General features: G+C 64.2%; 14 protein-coding genes. 8 read left to right on the top strand and 6 right to left on the bottom strand.

The genetic code is table 11. The annotated features are described in order from the left end of the window. Positions 1 to 6 precede the first annotated feature (6 nt). The gene (locus QRN59_RS17930; RefSeq protein WP_078105600.1) at positions 7 to 453 is read right to left on the bottom strand and encodes a MarR family winged helix-turn-helix transcriptional regulator; all 447 of its coding nucleotides are present in this window, start codon (positions 451 to 453) and stop codon (positions 7 to 9) included. Between the two features lie 169 nt (positions 454 to 622). On the opposite strand from QRN59_RS17930, the gene QRN59_RS17935 reads away from it, so the two are divergent. After that, the gene (locus QRN59_RS17935) at positions 623 to 1846 is read left to right on the top strand and encodes an MFS transporter (RefSeq protein WP_284983828.1); all 1224 of its coding nucleotides are present in this window, start codon (positions 623 to 625) and stop codon (positions 1844 to 1846) included. A 57-nt stretch (positions 1847 to 1903) separates the two neighbouring features. On the opposite strand, the gene QRN59_RS17940 is transcribed toward QRN59_RS17935, so the two are convergent. After that, positions 1904 to 2797 (bottom strand): DNA-formamidopyrimidine glycosylase family protein, encoded by an 894-nt coding sequence (locus QRN59_RS17940; RefSeq protein ID WP_284983829.1) that lies wholly within the window; start codon positions 2795 to 2797, stop codon positions 1904 to 1906. Positions 2798 to 2960: 163 nt separating this feature from the next. Between QRN59_RS17940 and gcvH the strand changes: the two genes are divergently transcribed. The 5 genes from gcvH (at position 2961) to QRN59_RS17965 (ending at position 6045) form a co-directional block, all read left to right on the top strand. Next, positions 2961 to 3347: a glycine cleavage system protein GcvH gene (gene gcvH / locus QRN59_RS17945; protein WP_234753789.1), complete on the top strand. Its 387-nt coding sequence runs from the start codon at positions 2961 to 2963 to the stop codon at positions 3345 to 3347. 141 nt (positions 3348 to 3488) lie between these two features. Further along, positions 3489 to 3968, top strand: coding sequence for an FHA domain-containing protein (locus tag QRN59_RS17950; protein WP_234753790.1), 480 nt, complete (start codon positions 3489 to 3491; stop codon positions 3966 to 3968). A 20-nt stretch (positions 3969 to 3988) separates the two neighbouring features. After that, positions 3989 to 4705, top strand: a complete 717-nt coding sequence (gene ftsR / locus QRN59_RS17955) for a transcriptional regulator FtsR (protein WP_234753791.1) — start codon at positions 3989 to 3991, stop codon at positions 4703 to 4705. Further along, positions 4705 to 5208, top strand: a complete 504-nt coding sequence (locus QRN59_RS17960) for a bifunctional nuclease family protein (protein ID WP_234753890.1) — start codon at positions 4705 to 4707, stop codon at positions 5206 to 5208. The genes ftsR and QRN59_RS17960 overlap by 1 nt, the downstream gene beginning before the upstream one ends. A gap of 243 nt (positions 5209 to 5451) precedes the next feature. Continuing rightward, a complete protein-coding gene (locus tag QRN59_RS17965; RefSeq protein ID WP_284983831.1) occupies positions 5452 to 6045 on the top strand; it encodes a MerR family transcriptional regulator in 594 nt (197 codons plus the stop codon). A 124-nt stretch (positions 6046 to 6169) separates the two neighbouring features. On the opposite strand, the gene QRN59_RS17970 is transcribed toward QRN59_RS17965, so the two are convergent. Continuing rightward, complete coding sequence (locus tag QRN59_RS17970; protein WP_284983832.1) at positions 6170 to 6988, bottom strand: ParA family protein; 819 nt, start codon at positions 6986 to 6988, stop codon at positions 6170 to 6172. 313 nt (positions 6989 to 7301) lie between these two features. On the opposite strand from QRN59_RS17970, the gene QRN59_RS17975 reads away from it, so the two are divergent. Next, positions 7302 to 10697: a pyruvate carboxylase gene (locus QRN59_RS17975; RefSeq protein WP_284983833.1), complete on the top strand. Its 3396-nt coding sequence runs from the start codon at positions 7302 to 7304 to the stop codon at positions 10695 to 10697. Positions 10698 to 10797: 100 nt separating this feature from the next. Here the strand turns inward: QRN59_RS17975 and QRN59_RS17980 are convergent, their stop codons facing one another. Then, on the bottom strand, positions 10798 to 12609 hold the full coding sequence (locus QRN59_RS17980; protein WP_284983834.1) for an AMP-dependent synthetase/ligase: 1812 nt from the start codon (positions 12607 to 12609) through the stop codon (positions 10798 to 10800). Between the two features lie 205 nt (positions 12610 to 12814). Here QRN59_RS17980 and QRN59_RS17985 point away from each other — a divergent pair, with 205 nt between their 5' ends. After that, positions 12815 to 13930 (top strand): ROK family glucokinase, encoded by a 1116-nt coding sequence (locus QRN59_RS17985; protein ID WP_284983835.1) that lies wholly within the window; start codon positions 12815 to 12817, stop codon positions 13928 to 13930. Between the two features lie 57 nt (positions 13931 to 13987). Here QRN59_RS17985 and QRN59_RS17990 read toward each other — a convergent pair whose 3' ends face one another. Next, the gene (locus QRN59_RS17990; RefSeq protein ID WP_284983836.1) at positions 13988 to 14563 is read right to left on the bottom strand and encodes a hypothetical protein; all 576 of its coding nucleotides are present in this window, start codon (positions 14561 to 14563) and stop codon (positions 13988 to 13990) included. Then, a complete protein-coding gene (locus QRN59_RS17995) occupies positions 14556 to 15371 on the bottom strand; it encodes an alpha/beta hydrolase (protein ID WP_284983837.1) in 816 nt (271 codons plus the stop codon). Before QRN59_RS17995 ends, QRN59_RS17990 begins: the two co-directional genes overlap by 8 nt. Between the last annotated feature and the right edge of the window lie 70 nt (positions 15372 to 15441).

Here is a 15441-nt window from a genome sequence, read left to right on the forward strand (position 1 = left end):
GGCGCGCTAAGCCCCCTGCAACGCCCCCAACGCCTTCACCAGGGGCTCAAGCTCCGGCACCGATTCCGCGGCCGTCAGGGACTCCGCGAGGGTTTCGTCGTGTACGGGCCTGGCGGCCAGCAACAGCTTCTGGCCGGCCTCGGTGAGTTCCGTATAGATCCCGCGGCGGTCGTCCGCACACAGGATCCTGGTCAGCAGCCCACGGTCCTCGAGCCGGTTCACCAAGCGCGTCGTGGCGCTGCTGGAAAGTGCTGTGGCCCTGGCGAGCTGCTGCATCCGCATGTGCCAGCCGTCCTGGCGGCTCAAGGCGTCGAGCACTGTGTATTCGACCACGGAAAGATCCGCGGCCGATTGCAACGCCTTTTCCAGTGCCGCCTCGATGTTGCCGTGCAGCGCCGCGAGAGTCCGCCACCCCTGCGCCCGCACCTCAACGGCGTCGTCCTTGATGCCCATGTCTCCCGTAACTCCTGCCGATCGATGAAGAACCAGACGCACGAAAAGTAGTTGCTTGCGCAATTACATGGCGTGTGCAAGTATATATGCAGCGTCTGCAACTAATTCTACGGTTCTCGGCGACGCACTTCCACTCTCACGGGAATCCATCCCCACAAAGGAGCAAAACATGCCCGCAGGGTTGATCGCCCTTGCCCTCGGCGGATTCGGCATTGGCTTGACCGAGTTCGTCATCATGGGCCTCTTGCCCGAGATTGCCACCGACTTCGGAGTCAGCGAAGCAGCCGCCGGATGGTTCATCACCGGCTATGCGCTGAGCGTCGTTGTCGGCGCCCTCCTGGTGACAGCGGCCGTCACCCGCTTGCCCCGCAAGCCTGTGCTGATCGGGCTCCTCGTCCTGTTCATCGCGGGCAACTTCCTCTCCGCCATCGCGGACAGCTACACGGCCATGCTGATAGGGCGCATTGTCGCTGCCCTCTGTCACGGAGCCTTCTTCGGCATCGGCTCAGTGGTCGCGGCCAGCCTGGTCCCGGCCCACAAAAAGGCCGGAGCCATTGCCATCATGTTCACGGGCCTCACCGCCGCCAACGTCCTGGGTGTCCCCTTCGGAACCTTCCTTGGCCAGAACCTCGGCTGGCGGTCCACCTTCTGGGCCATCACCGTCATCGGCGTTGCCGCCCTCATCGGAATCGCCCTCATGGTCCCGCGCACCAAGGAAGGGGCCGTCGCCAGCAGCCTCCGCAGCGAGCTTGGTGCGTTCAAGTCCAGTCAGGTGTGGCTGTCGATCATCGTCACAATTCTCGGTTTTGGCGGCATGTTCGGAGCCTTCACCTACATCGCCTTCACCCTGACCGACGTCTCCGGATTCGATCCCCACGCAGTCCCTTGGCTCCTCGTCCTGTTTGGCGCCGGACTGTTCGTCGGCAATATTGCCGGCGGCAAAGCAGCCGACAAATCCATCGACAAAACCCTCGTGGTCATCCTCGCGGGCCTCGTGCTGGTGCTCGTGTTCTTCGCACTCACCGCCGCGAGCCCGGTGGCCACCCTGTTCTCGCTCGCACTCATGGGCGGCTTCGGCTTCGCTACCGTGCCGGGCCTGCAGATGCGCGTCATGCACTTTGCCGCCACCGCGCCCACCCTCGCCTCCGGCGCGAATATCGGCGCCTTCAACTTGGGCAACGCCCTGGGCGCCTGGCTGGGCGGCGTCACCATCACCATGGGTCTGGGCTACACCTCGCCGATCTGGGCCGGGGCCGCCATCACCGTTGCCGCCCTGCTCGTCATGATCGCCGCCGCGGCAGCAGCGCGGCGTGGGGGAGCGGGGCAGTCTGCTTTCGCTCCGGAAGCAGCCCCCGACGGCGTACGCGAACCTGAGGGGTCACCGGTCGCCTAGGCGACACGTACGAAAGCCCGCCACCGGACTGCGGCTACGAGAACAGCCGTTCGGAAATCAGTCGCCGCTCGAACCGCGTTTGGCCAGGATCTCGCCGTTGGTCTGGCAGGTGGGGCAGTACTGCAGCGAAGTCCCCACGAAGGCAATCTCGCGCACAGTGTCCCCGCAAACCGGGCAAGGCTCGCCGGTCCTGCCGTGCACGCGCATCGAGGCTTTCTTGGCCTGCTTCAACTCGCTCGGTTCCTTGCCCGAGAACTCTTGGACGGCGCCGAGGAGAATGTCCTTCATAGTAGTGAAGATGCGCTCCACTGCGTCCGGGCCCAACGAAGAAGCGGCGGCCACGGGAGATAGCTTGGCTGCGTGGAGGATTTCGTCGCTGTAGGCGTTCCCGATACCCGCCATGAGCTTCTGGTTCTTCAGGAGTCCCTTGAGCTGCTGCCTGTGCGTGAAAAGCCGGCTGAACTCGTCCAGGCCGAAGCCGGGGTCAAGGGGATCCGGCCCTAGCTCCGCAATGCCATGGACTTCCGCCGGCTGGCGAACGATGAAGATGGCCAATCCTTTCCAGGTTCCGGCGTCGCTAAGAGTAATGCCGAAATCGTGGCCGTTGTTCGAAAAGCCCAATTGCGCGGCGAAGTATCCGCCCGCCGCAGTTGCGTCGTCGCGGGGCTGTTTATCCGACAACGTGAGCCAGCCGGCCTTCGCGAAATTGACGATCAGGTACAGGGGCCCTGCCGAGTCTCCGTCCTGGGGTGCTTCAGGCGCGATCTCGAAAACGAGGAACTTTCCCCGCCGGCCGACGGATTCGACTGTCCGCCCGACCAGCGATTCAGGGGGAACGTCGGCCACTTTCAGGGCAAACGCCGATGGCAGCACGAACCGGGTAAGCCGCGCCCCGGATAGCCGCTCGTCCAGAAAGTCGGTCAAGGCGGTGATTTCGGGCAGTTCCGGCATGATCGCGTTCCTTCGACGGCGTTGCGGGACTATGCGGCTTGAGTCTGCTTCCAATCATTCCAGAGACCTGTGGGGAGGAGGCAGGGATGTGCTTATACTTTCAGCGGTGGCCGGATGACCGGGCCGCCGTCGTGGTCCGAAATGTCCCGATGAAAGGCGACTCATGAGCAACATTCCTGCCGATCTTTCCTACACCGCCGAACATGAATGGGTCAGTGCCCCGAATGCAGACGGCGTCGTGCGCGTCGGCATCACGGACTTCGCCCAGGATGCACTCGGCGATGTCGTCTACGCCCAGCTACCCGAGCCCGGCACTACGGTGAAGGGCAACGACGTCGTGGGTGAAGTCGAGTCCACGAAGAGCGTGAGCGACATATACGCCCCGGTCAGCGGCGAAATTGTCTCCCGCAACGATGCTCTCGACACCGACTCTGCCCTGATCAACTCGGATCCCTACGGTGACGGCTGGCTGTTCGAAGTAAAGCTTTCGGAAGCTGACGCCATCGAAACCCTTCTCAGTGCATCAGAGTACGAACAACAGGTAGGCTAAATGGTATCTGGCCCGCCAAGTCGGTTCTCCCCGGAACAGGGGAGCGGCGGCGGCGGGCCAGCGACCTGTTTGGCCCGGGGGAACCGGGCAGTTGCGTAACCGGCAGTTGATGACAACTGCCGGCGGATGAGGAGGATTTCCATGGTTGGCGGCAAGCGGAACCACGCCCGGGACGAGCACGGTGCTGTAGAACAGCCAACCTCGGAGACCACCTCGATCCAGCTCACGCCTGTGCGCCACCACGAGCCGGATGCCCGGCCGCCGCTGGCAGCCGAGGAGCGCGCTGCGGTCCAGGCATTGCCTCCTGGATCGGCCTTGCTGATTGCCCACACCGGCCCCAATGCGGGTGCGCGGTTCCTCCTGGACTCGGACACCACCACCGCTGGCCGCCACCCGGATGCGGACATCTTCCTGGATGATGTGACGGTTTCGCGCAAGCACGTGGAATTCGTGCGCACCCCCGAGGGCTTCGAAGTGGTGGACACCGGAAGCCTCAATGGCACCTACGTCAACCAAGACCGGGTGGATAACGTCCTGCTCAAGAACGGCAGCGAGGTCCAGATCGGGAAGTTCCGCCTCACCTACTACCTGAGCCCTGCCCGCGCAGCAGGCCAAGACTGATTCCGGGTACGCCTGTGGCAATGCCCCAGCCGGAACGGCGAGGACCGCAGGTCCTCAACATCGGGGAGGTCCTCGCCCAACTCAGCGACGACTTTCCCACCATGACGGCGTCCAAGATCCGTTTTCTTGAGGAAAAGGGACTGATCAATCCGAAGCGCACTCCTGCCGGGTATCGGCAATACGCCGAAAGTGACGTCGAGCGCCTGCGCTTCGTGCTGGCACTCCAGCGTGACCAGTACCTGCCCCTCAAAGTCATCAAGGATTACCTGGACGCGATCGACCGTGGCGAGCGTCCCGAAAACCTTCCTCCGGGGGTGTCGGTTTCCCCTCGGATTGTCTCGGACGAACTTGCGGCTGAGCTGCAGGGCCGCGCACGCGCCCTGAGTGAGGAGCAGTTGCGGACGGAATCCGGGGCCAGCGTCCCGTTGTTGCAGTCCCTTCTCAGTTTCGGACTCATCAGCCACGTCAACGGCAAATTCGACGAACACGCCCTGCAAGTGGCGCGTGCCTGTGTCCAACTTGAAAGCCACGGACTTGAGCCGAGGCACCTCCGTCCGTTCCAAGCGGCGGCCGAGCGCGAATTCGGCTTGGTGGAGCGGGTCGTCGCTCCCTTGACGTCCCGCAAGGATGCGGCGTCGCAATCCCGGGCTGCGGAAGCTGCCCGGGAAATCAGCGAACTCTGCCTCAGCCTGCATCGAGCCTTGGTGCAGGACCGAATCTCCCGTATGGACGCATGATGATTGAGGTCGAGATCGTTGGAGTGCGGATTGAACTGCCGTCAAACCAGCCTCTGGTCCTCCTGCGGGAGATGCACGGGGAACGCCATGTCCCCATCTGGATCGGCACACCCGAAGCCAGTGCCATCGCCCTGGCCCAGCAAGGAGTGGTGCCGCCCCGTCCCATGACCCACGATCTGATGATCGACGTCGTTGAGGCACTCGGCCACACCATCATCAGCGTGAACATTGTGGCGGTCGAGGACAACATCTTCTACGGTCAGCTCCAATTCGACGACGGCACTGTGGTGAGTTCCCGCGCTTCCGACGCGTTGGCGCTGGCGTTGCGGGCGAAATGCCGCATCTGGTGTGCCGACGCAGTGATGGATGAAGCCGGAGTCCGGATCACTGAACACGACGAGGGCGAAGACACCGAGCCGGGTCCCGAAGTTGACGAAGAACGGGAATTGCGCCGATTCCGGGAGTTCCTGGACGACGTGGAGCCGGAGGATTTCGAAGGCTGAAGGCAGCCTAAGGTTAAAGTTGAGGGTGAAAGTTTCGACACGATCTGAAAATGCCCCGGACGTCTTTGACCTGAGGCTCCCGCACGCCTAACGTCGAAGATATCAAGTTCCCGTTGCATACAGGACCCGCGCAAGTCACACTGAAAGGTGCGGACGCGTTGAAATTACACGAGTGCATTTCCCCGTTTCGTGTTAGCCGCCGTATGCACCATCCCCAAGGGAACTTCTGACAAGGAGGGTCACGTGAGTCCCAAAGGCGAAGCAGGCGAGCTAAAGCAGGCCTCGACAGGCGTTGCTGTACCCGCAAGCGGTGCCCAGGGTCTGCTTTTCACCGAGGACCTTCCGGTCCTGGATGAAGATGCCGGCTACCGTGGTCCCACCGCGTGCAAGGCGGCAGGGATCACCTACCGCCAGCTGGACTACTGGGCACGTACAGGACTTGTTGAACCCGCCGTGCGAGGCGCCGCCGGTTCCGGATCGCAGCGGCTCTATGGCTTCCGGGACATCCTGGTTCTCAAAGTCGTCAAGCGCCTCCTGGACACAGGTGTATCCCTCCAGCAGATCCGCACGGCCGTTGAACATCTGCGTGAACGCGGAGTGGAAGACCTGGCGCAAATCACGCTCATGAGCGATGGCGCGAGTGTCTATGAATGTACTTCAGCGGACGAAGTCATTGACCTGGTGCAGGGTGGCCAAGGCGTTTTCGGCATCGCCGTAGGACGCGTATGGCGCGAAGTCGAGGGCAGCCTTGCTGCACTCCCGAGCGAGCACGCTGTAGAACAGTCCTTTCCGGACGACGAACTCAGCAAGCGCCGTTCCGCGCGCCGCACTGGCTGAACCGCCGTCGGGATCGCCGCGAGCGGCCACCGAAGACCAATGAAGCCGCCTTCCAGCAGGAAGGCGGCTTCATCGCTTTTCTCGAGGGGGGGTAGCTTCTGCCTCGAAGATTCCCCAGCGTTTGTCAACGCTTGCGGCGTTCCCGAGGGCCGTTATTTGAGGACAACATGTTCTCCAGAAGCGAGTCAAACAGCTTGGCGGTGTTCTTGGCGGAGTCGCCAGGCCAGTGGTGTACGGCGTGGGCGGCACCCTGTATTTGCTGCCAGTTCGCCTGCTCCGGAATATGCGGTGCCAGCAAAAGCTCGCCGAACATCGATTCCATCTCTGCCAGCCGGAACGTGTGCTCGGACGAGGCCGCCCGGACCCGGTTGGCAACAATCCCTGCAGGAGCCAGCTGCGGAGCGAACTCCTGGCGGAACAGCTGGATGGCGCGCATGGTGCGTTCCGTGCCGGCTACCGAGAAGAGCCCTGGTTCGGCGACAAGGACCACGCGGTCGCTCGCGCTCCAGGCCATGCGGGTGAGGCCGTTGAGGGACGGCGGACAGTCGACGAGTACCAGCTCGTACTTTTCGGCCGCGGCAAGGACCGCAGTCAGGCGGCGGAGATCGCGGCGCCCAAGATCCGGCCGATCGTAGATACCGGTGTAGGCGGATCCGACGGCGACATCAAGGGCCGTCCCTCCGCCGTTGCCGCGGGGGTGGTCAACCCAGCCGCTGCTGACCACATTGTCCAAGAGCCTCGCCTTGCGGGGGTTCTTCAGCATGCGGCCAATGTCGAGCTGGTCTCCGGCCTGGACGCCGAGGGCCGTGGTGGCGTCGGCGTGGGGATCCAGGTCCACGACAAGGGTGGGGATCCCTGCGGCCAGTGCGGCCGAGGCCAACCCAGTGGTTACGGATGTCTTGCCCACGCCGCCTTTGAGGCTGCTGATGCTGACTACTTGCACTTGAAAACCCAAAACCTAACGCCGGTTGCCGTGTCGCGGTGCTTGTGTTCCGGCCTTGCCGGAACCGGGGCTCTGCCGCTGCCCTTCAACATCATATGTTGAGTGGCCACCGATTCCTGCCTTATCAGCCCGGAACGGTTCGGGCCGCCTATTGCTCGATCGTCTTTTAGCACGTGAAACTGCACCGTGCGCGAAGGTACACTGCTCGTGACGAATCTCCGTGTGACTGTCACCACAAAGATTTGTGTTTGGGTATGGAGGTCTTACACACTGTGACCACCGACCGTTACACCCGCAATGATGCAGGAGAAGCATGTTTTCCAAGATTCTGGTGGCTAATCGCGGCGAAATCGCGATCAGGGCCTTCCGCGCTAGCTATGAACTGGGCGCCAAGACCGTAGCGGTCTTCCCGTATGAGGATCGCAACTCGATCCACCGGCAGAAGGCTGATGAGGCCTACCTGATCGGACAGGAAGGTCATCCGGTCCGTGCTTACCTGGACGTAGATGAAATCGTCCGTGTCGCCAAAGAAGCGGGTGCTGACGCAATCTACCCGGGCTACGGATTCCTGTCCGAAAACCCGGACCTCGCCCGGGCGGCCCAAGAGGCAGGCATCACGTTTATCGGCCCACCGGCGGAGGTGCTGGAGCTCGCCGGCAACAAGGTCGCCGCACTCGAAGCCGCCCGCAAGGCCGGCGTACCGGTCTTGAAGTCCAGCGCGCCTTCCCGCGACATCGACGAGCTCATTGCCGCGGCGGACGAGGTCGGATTCCCGATCTTCGCCAAGGCCGTCGCTGGTGGCGGTGGCCGCGGCATGCGCCGGGTGGAGACCCGCGAGGACCTTCCGGAAGCGCTCCAGTCGGCCATGCGCGAGGCGGACGCTGCGTTCGGCGATCCCACCATGTTCCTGGAGCAGGCGGTGCTGCGCCCTCGCCACATCGAGGTCCAGATCCTGGCCGATGCCGAGGGCAATGTCATGCACCTCTTTGAGCGCGACTGCTCCTTGCAGCGCCGCCACCAGAAGGTCGTGGAAATCGCTCCGGCCCCCAACCTGGACGAGTCCATCCGCCAGGCCCTTTACCGGGATGCCGTGGCTTTCGCGAAGGCCCTGAACTACGTCAACGCCGGAACGGTCGAGTTCCTCGTGGACACCGAGGGCGAGCGGGCCGGCCAGCACGTCTTCATCGAGATGAACCCCCGCATCCAGGTTGAGCACACCGTCACCGAGGAAATCACGGACGTGGACCTCGTCCAGGCACAGATGCGCATCGCTTCGGGGGAGACCCTTGCAGACCTCGGCTTGAGCCAGGAGTCGGTATCCATCAAGGGTGCCGCCCTGCAGTGCCGCATCACCACGGAAGATCCCGCCAACGGCTTCCGGCCCGACGTCGGAAAGATCACCGGCTACCGTTCCGCGGGCGGCGCCGGCGTCCGTCTCGACGGCGGCACGGTCTACTCGGGTGCCGAGATCAGCCCCCACTTCGACTCCATGCTGGTCAAGCTGACCTGCCGCGGACGCGACTACCCGGCTGCGGTGGCCCGAGCCCGGCGCGGCCTGGCCGAGTTCCGGATCCGTGGCGTGTCCACCAATATCCCCTTCCTCCAAGCCGTCCTTGCCGACCCGGACTTCATTGCGGGCAACGTAGCGACCGACTTCATCGACAAGCGCCCTGAACTGCTGAAGTCCCACGTCTCCGCGGACCGTGGAACCAAACTGCTGACCTGGTTGGCCGATGTGACGGTCAACAAGCCCAACGGCGAACTCAAGGTCCACACAGACCCCGCAGCCAAGCTCCCATCGCTTGCAGGGATCGTTGCACCGGCCGGCTCGCGCCAGAGGCTGCAGGAGTTGGGACCCGAAGGCTTTGCGAAGGCGCTGCGCGAGCAGCAGGCCGTGGCCATCACGGACACCACCTTCCGCGATGCCCACCAGTCGCTGCTCGCCACGCGTGTCCGTACCCGCGACCTCGTCGCGGCAGGCCCGGCGGTCTCCGCGCTGTTGCCCGAACTGCTCTCGGTCGAAGCCTGGGGCGGTGCCACCTACGACGTCGCCCTGCGCTTCCTCGGCGAGGATCCTTGGGACCGTCTGGCCGCCCTGCGCAAGGCCCTGCCCAATGTCTGCCTGCAGATGCTGCTCCGTGGCCGCAACACGGTTGGGTACACGCCCTACCCCGAGGAAGTCACCGAGGCATTCGTCAACGAAGCGGCGGCAACGGGCATCGACATCTTCCGCATCTTCGACGCCCTCAACGACGTCAACCAGATGGCTCCGGCCATCCGCGCAGTGCGGGCCACCGGCACCGCGGTAGCAGAGGTGGCGCTGTGCTACACCGGCGACCTCCTCGACCCGAACGAGAACCTGTACACCCTCGACTACTACCTGGACCTCGCCCAGAAGATCGTCGACGCCGGTGCACACATCCTCGCCATCAAGGACATGGCCGGCCTCCTTCGCCCGGCAGCCGCAGCCAAACTTGTCAGCGCCTTGCGTGAACGCTTCGACCTTCCGGTCCACTTGCACACGCACGACACCGCAGGCGGCCAACTAGCAACCCTGCTGGCAGCCGTGGAAGCCGGCGTGGACGCCGTGGACGTCGCGTCAGCGTCCCTGGCCGGTACGACGAGCCAGCCGTCGGCGTCGGCCCTTGTGGCCGCCTTGGCACACACCCCGCGCGACACCGGGCTCAGCCTGGCCAGCGTCAGCTCCCTGGAGCCCTACTGGGAAGCGGTCCGCCGGGTCTACGCGCCTTTCGAGTCCGGGCTTCCCGGTCCCACAGGCCGGGTCTATCAGCACGAAATCCCGGGTGGCCAGCTGTCCAACCTGCGCCAGCAGGCCATCGCCCTGGGCCTTGGCGAGCGTTTCGAGGCCATCGAGGACATGTACACCGCCGCGGACCGCATGTTGGGCCGCTTGGTCAAGGTGACGCCGTCGTCCAAGGTGGTGGGCGATCTCGCGCTGCACCTCGTCGGAATCCATGCAGATCCTGCGGACTTCAACGAGAACCCGCAGAACTACGACATCCCGGACTCCGTCATCGGCTTCCTGTCGGGTGAATTGGGAGATCCTCCCGGAGGATGGCCGGAGCCGTTCCGCACCAAGGCGCTCCAGGGCCGCAGCATCAAGGTCCGCGACGTCGAGCTGAGCGCAGAAGACAGCGCGGCGCTCAAGGGCGATTCCAAGTCCCGCCAGAGGACCCTGAACCGGCTGCTGTTCGAGGGCCCCACCAAGGACTACCTCAAGAGCGTGGACACTTACGGCAATCTGTCGGTGCTTGACACCCGCGACTACCTGTACGGTCTCCAGCTCGGTGCCGAACACGTCATGGAGCTCGAAAAGGGCGTGCGCCTGATCGCCTCCCTGGAAGCAGTCTCGGAGCCCGACGAAAAGGGCATGCGCACCGTCATGTGCAAGCTCAATGGTCAGTCCCGCCCCGTGGTGGTTCGCGACAAGTCGGTGGTCAGCAACGTGAAGGCCGCGGAGAAGGCGGATGCGTCCCAGCCCGGCCAGGTCGCAGCCCCGTTCGCCGGTGCCGTGACCCTGACCGTCAAGGCCGGCGACACCGTCAAGGCCGGCGACACTGTCGCCACCATTGAGGCGATGAAGATGGAAGCATCCATCACGACGCCGGTGGCCGGCACGGTCTCGCGCCTCGCCATCAACAACGTGGAGCAGGTCCAGGGCGGCGATCTGTTGATCGTGGTCGAATAGCGGATCGCTCCTCCGCGGGCGCACCCAAGAAGAAAGGTCCCGGGCTGTCAAGCCCGGGACCTTTCTTCGTTGGTTTCCTGGGGAGTCCAGGCGGGGTGGGTCAGGACGCCTTGGGCGCCGAATACATTTCCTCGATCACTGCATCGAAGTCCTTCATGACCTGGGCGCGCTTGACCTTCAAGGACGGCGTGAGGTGGCCGGATGCCTCGGTGAAGTCGGACGGCACAATCCGGAACGACTTGATCGCTTCCGCATGGGAAACGGACTGGTTGGCGTGGCTGATCAGTTCCTGGACGGCTGCCCGGACGAGGGCGTTGTCCGCGGCAGCCGTCGTCGTCGTGGACGCGGGAAGGCCGTGGCGCTCCAACCAGCCCGGGAGGGCTTCCTCGTCGAGGGTGACCAGCGCGCCGATGAAGGGCCGGTTGTCGCCGATGACAAGGACCTGGGACACCAGGGCGTCTGCTCGGATCTGATCCTCCAGCAGGGCAGGCACGACGTTCTTGCCGCTGGCCGTGACGATGATTTCCTTCTTGCGGCCGGTGATCTTGAGGAAACCCTGTTCGTCCAGTTCGCCGATGTCACCTGTGCGGAACCACCCGTCCACGAAGGTTTCCGCGGCGAGGTCGTCCCGCTTGAAGTAGCCCCTCATGACGCAGACGCCCTTGGCGAGGATTTCGCCGTCGTCGGCGATCTTGACCGCATTGCCGGGGAGCGGGGCCCCCACCGTGCCGATCTTGATCAGGGACGGGGTGTTGACTGAAATGGGTGCCGTGGTCTCCGTGAGGCCGTAACCTTCCAGGATCTGCAAGCCGATACCGTGGAAGAAATGGCCCAGCCGTTCGCCGAGGGGGCCGCCACCGGAGACTGCGTGGCTGACGTGGCCACCCATGGCAGCGCGAAGCTTCCCGTACACCAAACGGTCGAATACGGCGTGCTTGAGCCTCAGCACCAACCCGACGGAGCCCGACTGCTGTGCCCTTGAGTAGGCAATCGCCGTGTCCACGGCCTTGTGGAAGATGGCACCCTTGCCACCGTCCTCCGCCTTCGTGAGGGCCGAGTTGAAGACCTTCTCGAAGACACGTGGAACAGCCAGGATGAAGGATGGCTGGAAGCTCTGCAGGTCTGCCAACAGGTTCTTGATATCCGGCGTGTGTGCCACTTGGGCGCCTGCGGCGACGGCCAGGACCGAGATGAAACGGGCAAAGACGTGGGCCAGCGGGAGGAACATGATGGTCTTGGCGTTCTCGTTGACGACATCGCCAAGAGAGGCCAAAGCGTTCTCCGAGAGCTCCACGAAGTTGCCGTGCGTGAGTTCGCAACCCTTGGGGCGCCCCGTGGTGCCGGAGGTGTAGATGATCGTGGCGACGTCGGCCAGTTCCGCGCTGCTGCGGCGCGCCTCGAGTTCCTCGTCGCTGACATTGCTGCCGGCATTGCGAAGGGCGTCAAGGCCGCCGCCTTCAAGCTGCCAGACATGGGTGACTGATCCGAGGCCTTCGGCGTTGACCGCTTGGCGGATGACGTCCTCGTGGTGCGAAGACTCGGCGAATGCCGCGACTGCGCCGGAGTCGCCGAGGTTCCAGGCCACTTGCGACGGCGATGACGTTTCATAGATCGGCACGGAAATGCCGCCTGCAAACCAGACGGCGAAGTCTACGAGGGACCATTCGTAGCGGGTCCTGGACATGATGCCCACGCGGTCGCCCACACCAACGCCGTTCGCGATCAGGCCTTTGGCCAGGGCGGATACGTCCTTGAGGAAGTCCTTTGCCCGGATGTCCTGCCAGTGGCCGGCGCTGTTGAGCTTGGCAAACAGTGCCGGGTTGGATGGCTTGGCGGCCTGACGAACCACGAGGTCCGTGATGTTGGTTTCGGGGGCAACATTCACCAGGGGCGGAACACTGAATTCACGCACGATAGCTCCTTCGATATCAACAGACCATTGCGGGGCTGCTCTAACTCTATACGGCCAAGTAATGGGTGTGGCGCAATTCACCTTACTCAAGTTACTGATGAGTAACTTTACGTGAAGCGCGGGATTCCGCCAATGCAGCGTGCGGGGGCCCGTCCGCAGGGCCTGCATGTCAGTACATATGCGGCACTCGGAATAGGATGGCGACATGCCTCTGAATTCATCCAACGACCAGATCCCTGCAAGAGCTCGGAAGATTTCCTGGTCCGGTTCGGCGTCAACCGGCCGGCGCCCCGGCTCCACGCACGGCGGCCTGCGCTGGGAGTCGGTGCCATGGGCCGCGCGCCGTTCCCATCTTGGCCGGAGGGGGCTGGCGATCGGGATCGACATCGGTGGCACGAAGGTGGCAGCGGGAGTTGTGGATCCCTCGGGCCGTGTGGTCGAGGAAGCGCGGCGCTCCACTCCGGGCAATGACGCCCGGGCAGTGGAGCGAGTGATCGTCGAGCTTGTCCAGGAATTGGGCAGAAGCCACCGGATTGCCTCTGTGGGGATCGGCGCAGCCGGTTGGATGGATCTCGACGGCGGCACGGTGCTGTTCAGCCCGCATCTCGCCTGGCGTAACGAGCCGCTCCGCGAAAACCTGCAGAGCCTGCTGAGGCGCCCGGTACTCGTCACCAACGACGCCGACGCTGCCGCCTGGGCTGAATGGCGCTTCGGTGCAGGGCAAGGGGAGAGCCGCCTCGTCTGCATCACGCTCGGCACCGGCATCGGTGGTGCCATGGTCATGGACGGACGAGTGGAGCGTGGGCGTTTCGGTGTAGCGGGGGAGTTCGGCCACCAGATCGTGGTGCCCGGCGGGCATCGCTGCGAATGCGGCAACCGCGGCTGCTGGGAGCAGTATGCTTCCGGTAACGCGCTCGGCAGGGAGGCCCGGGAGCTGGCCCTGCGGAATTCACCGGTTGCCTACGAACTGCTCAAGGCGGCCGGGGGCTCGGCCGGGAACATCACGGGCGTTACCGTGACGGAGCGGGCAAAAGCCGGGGACTCCGCTTCGAGGGAGCTCTTGGAAGAAGTGGGGCACTGGCTCGGGCTCGGCCTGGCGAACCTGGCGGCTGCGCTCGATCCAGGGACGTTCGTTATCGGTGGTGGGCTGTGCGACGCCGGTGAGCTTCTTGTGGGCCCTGCGCGGACAGCATTCACCCGGAACCTCACCGGCCGTGGTTTCCGTCCCGCGGCCGCCATCAAGCTTGCGGCACTGGGACCGCGGGCCGGGATGATCGGCGCTGCCGACCTGTCCCGGGTCAGCGGCAGGGCACGCGGCTAGTACGAGCTCCGCCGCGAGGGGATGCGCAGTGCAGCGATCGAAGGTGCGGCAGTCCGCCTAGACGCGGGCGCCGTCGTCGTTCTCGTCTTTTTCCTGGGGCAGCTTCATGATGAGGTAAACCACTGAGGCCAGAAAGGTCGCCAGGATGCCCATCACTGCCAGGAGCGGCGCCGAGCGCCAGAACATCGCGGTGAACAGCAGGGCAAGCGGGCCGCCCACGGCTCCTATCCAGGCGAGCATGGTCAGGGGTTCGGTACCGGCCAGGCTCGGCGGGTCCTCCGGGACGAAGCCGTTCCCGTCCTCGACGTCGTAGTCACGCGGACCGGTGGCTCCACTGCTGTCCTCGCTGCCGTCCCCACCGCCCGGGGGTTCTTCCGCAGCGCTTCTTTTTGACATTCCAGACAATCCAAGAGGGTCGAAGTCTTGGAAGGAACGGGATGATGAGCGCCCTGGAACGTCGTCCGGACCAGGCCCGGGCTCTGTCCCGGAATCGTTGCCGGGCTCCTCCGCCGTCGGCGCCTCGTCGAGGGCTGAGGAAGGCATCGACTCAAGCCGGGCCACCAAATCGAGCCAGACGGCGTCGTCGTCTTTGTTGGCGCTCTGGTCGGGGGAGTCAGGCCCTGGCCTATTCATGGGGTGAATCCCGAAGCTCGGCGGCGGACTGGCTGGCAGCGGTGGAACTGCTTGTCAGTCCTGCCATCGTTTTCCTGATGAACTCGGCCGAGCCCCGGAAAATCTCCAAGGCATCGTTGTCCAGAGTGGCCACGTGGTAGCTGTTCTCCAAGGTGCTGAACTCCATCGAAGCCTTGACCCGCTCCTTCAACTGCCTGATGCTTCGATCCGAAACCACGTGGTCCACGGAGGAACGGAAGACGCGCACCGGTGCGGAAATCCGGGGGAGCAGGGTGACAGTGTCCCTGTACATCTTTTTCAACTCATGGGCGGCGGCGACCGGTGTCCTGGGATACGCTCCCTCGTCCATGCCTGGTTTGAGGATGTCGTTGGCAATCGCCGGGGTGGATTTCATGACGTGCTTGAGGATGCCGACCACGGCGGCGCGGGGATCATCGATCACCAGCCCGGGATTCACGACGACGGTACCGGCCACGGGCCGGGTCGCCGCGATCCGGAGAGCCAATGTCCCTCCCATCGACAAGCCGGCGGCGAAGACGAAGTCGCACTCGGCCTGCAGCTGGAGATATGCCGCATCCAGCGCACGGTGCCACTCCTGCCAGTGCCGCGTGGCCATGTCCTGCCACGTGGTCCCGTGGCCTGGAAGCAGGGGGAGGCGGACAGCGTAGCCTTCGGCCGCCAGGTACTCGGCCCAGGGGCGCATGCTGTGCGGGCTGCCCGTGAAGCCGTGGCTCATCACGACGCCGATGCTGGGTCCACTACCGGTGAAGTCGCTGGCGTACGGCGAGGGATCGGGGAGAGTGTTCATGATGACTCCGAGGCTACTCTGTTGGCGGCACTGCTTTCCGTGATGAGTCCATCGTGTCACTGTTCGGGAC

The sequence above is a fragment of the Arthrobacter sp. efr-133-TYG-118 genome, assembly GCF_030209755.1.
Taxonomy (GTDB): Bacteria; Actinomycetota; Actinomycetes; order Actinomycetales; family Micrococcaceae; genus Arthrobacter.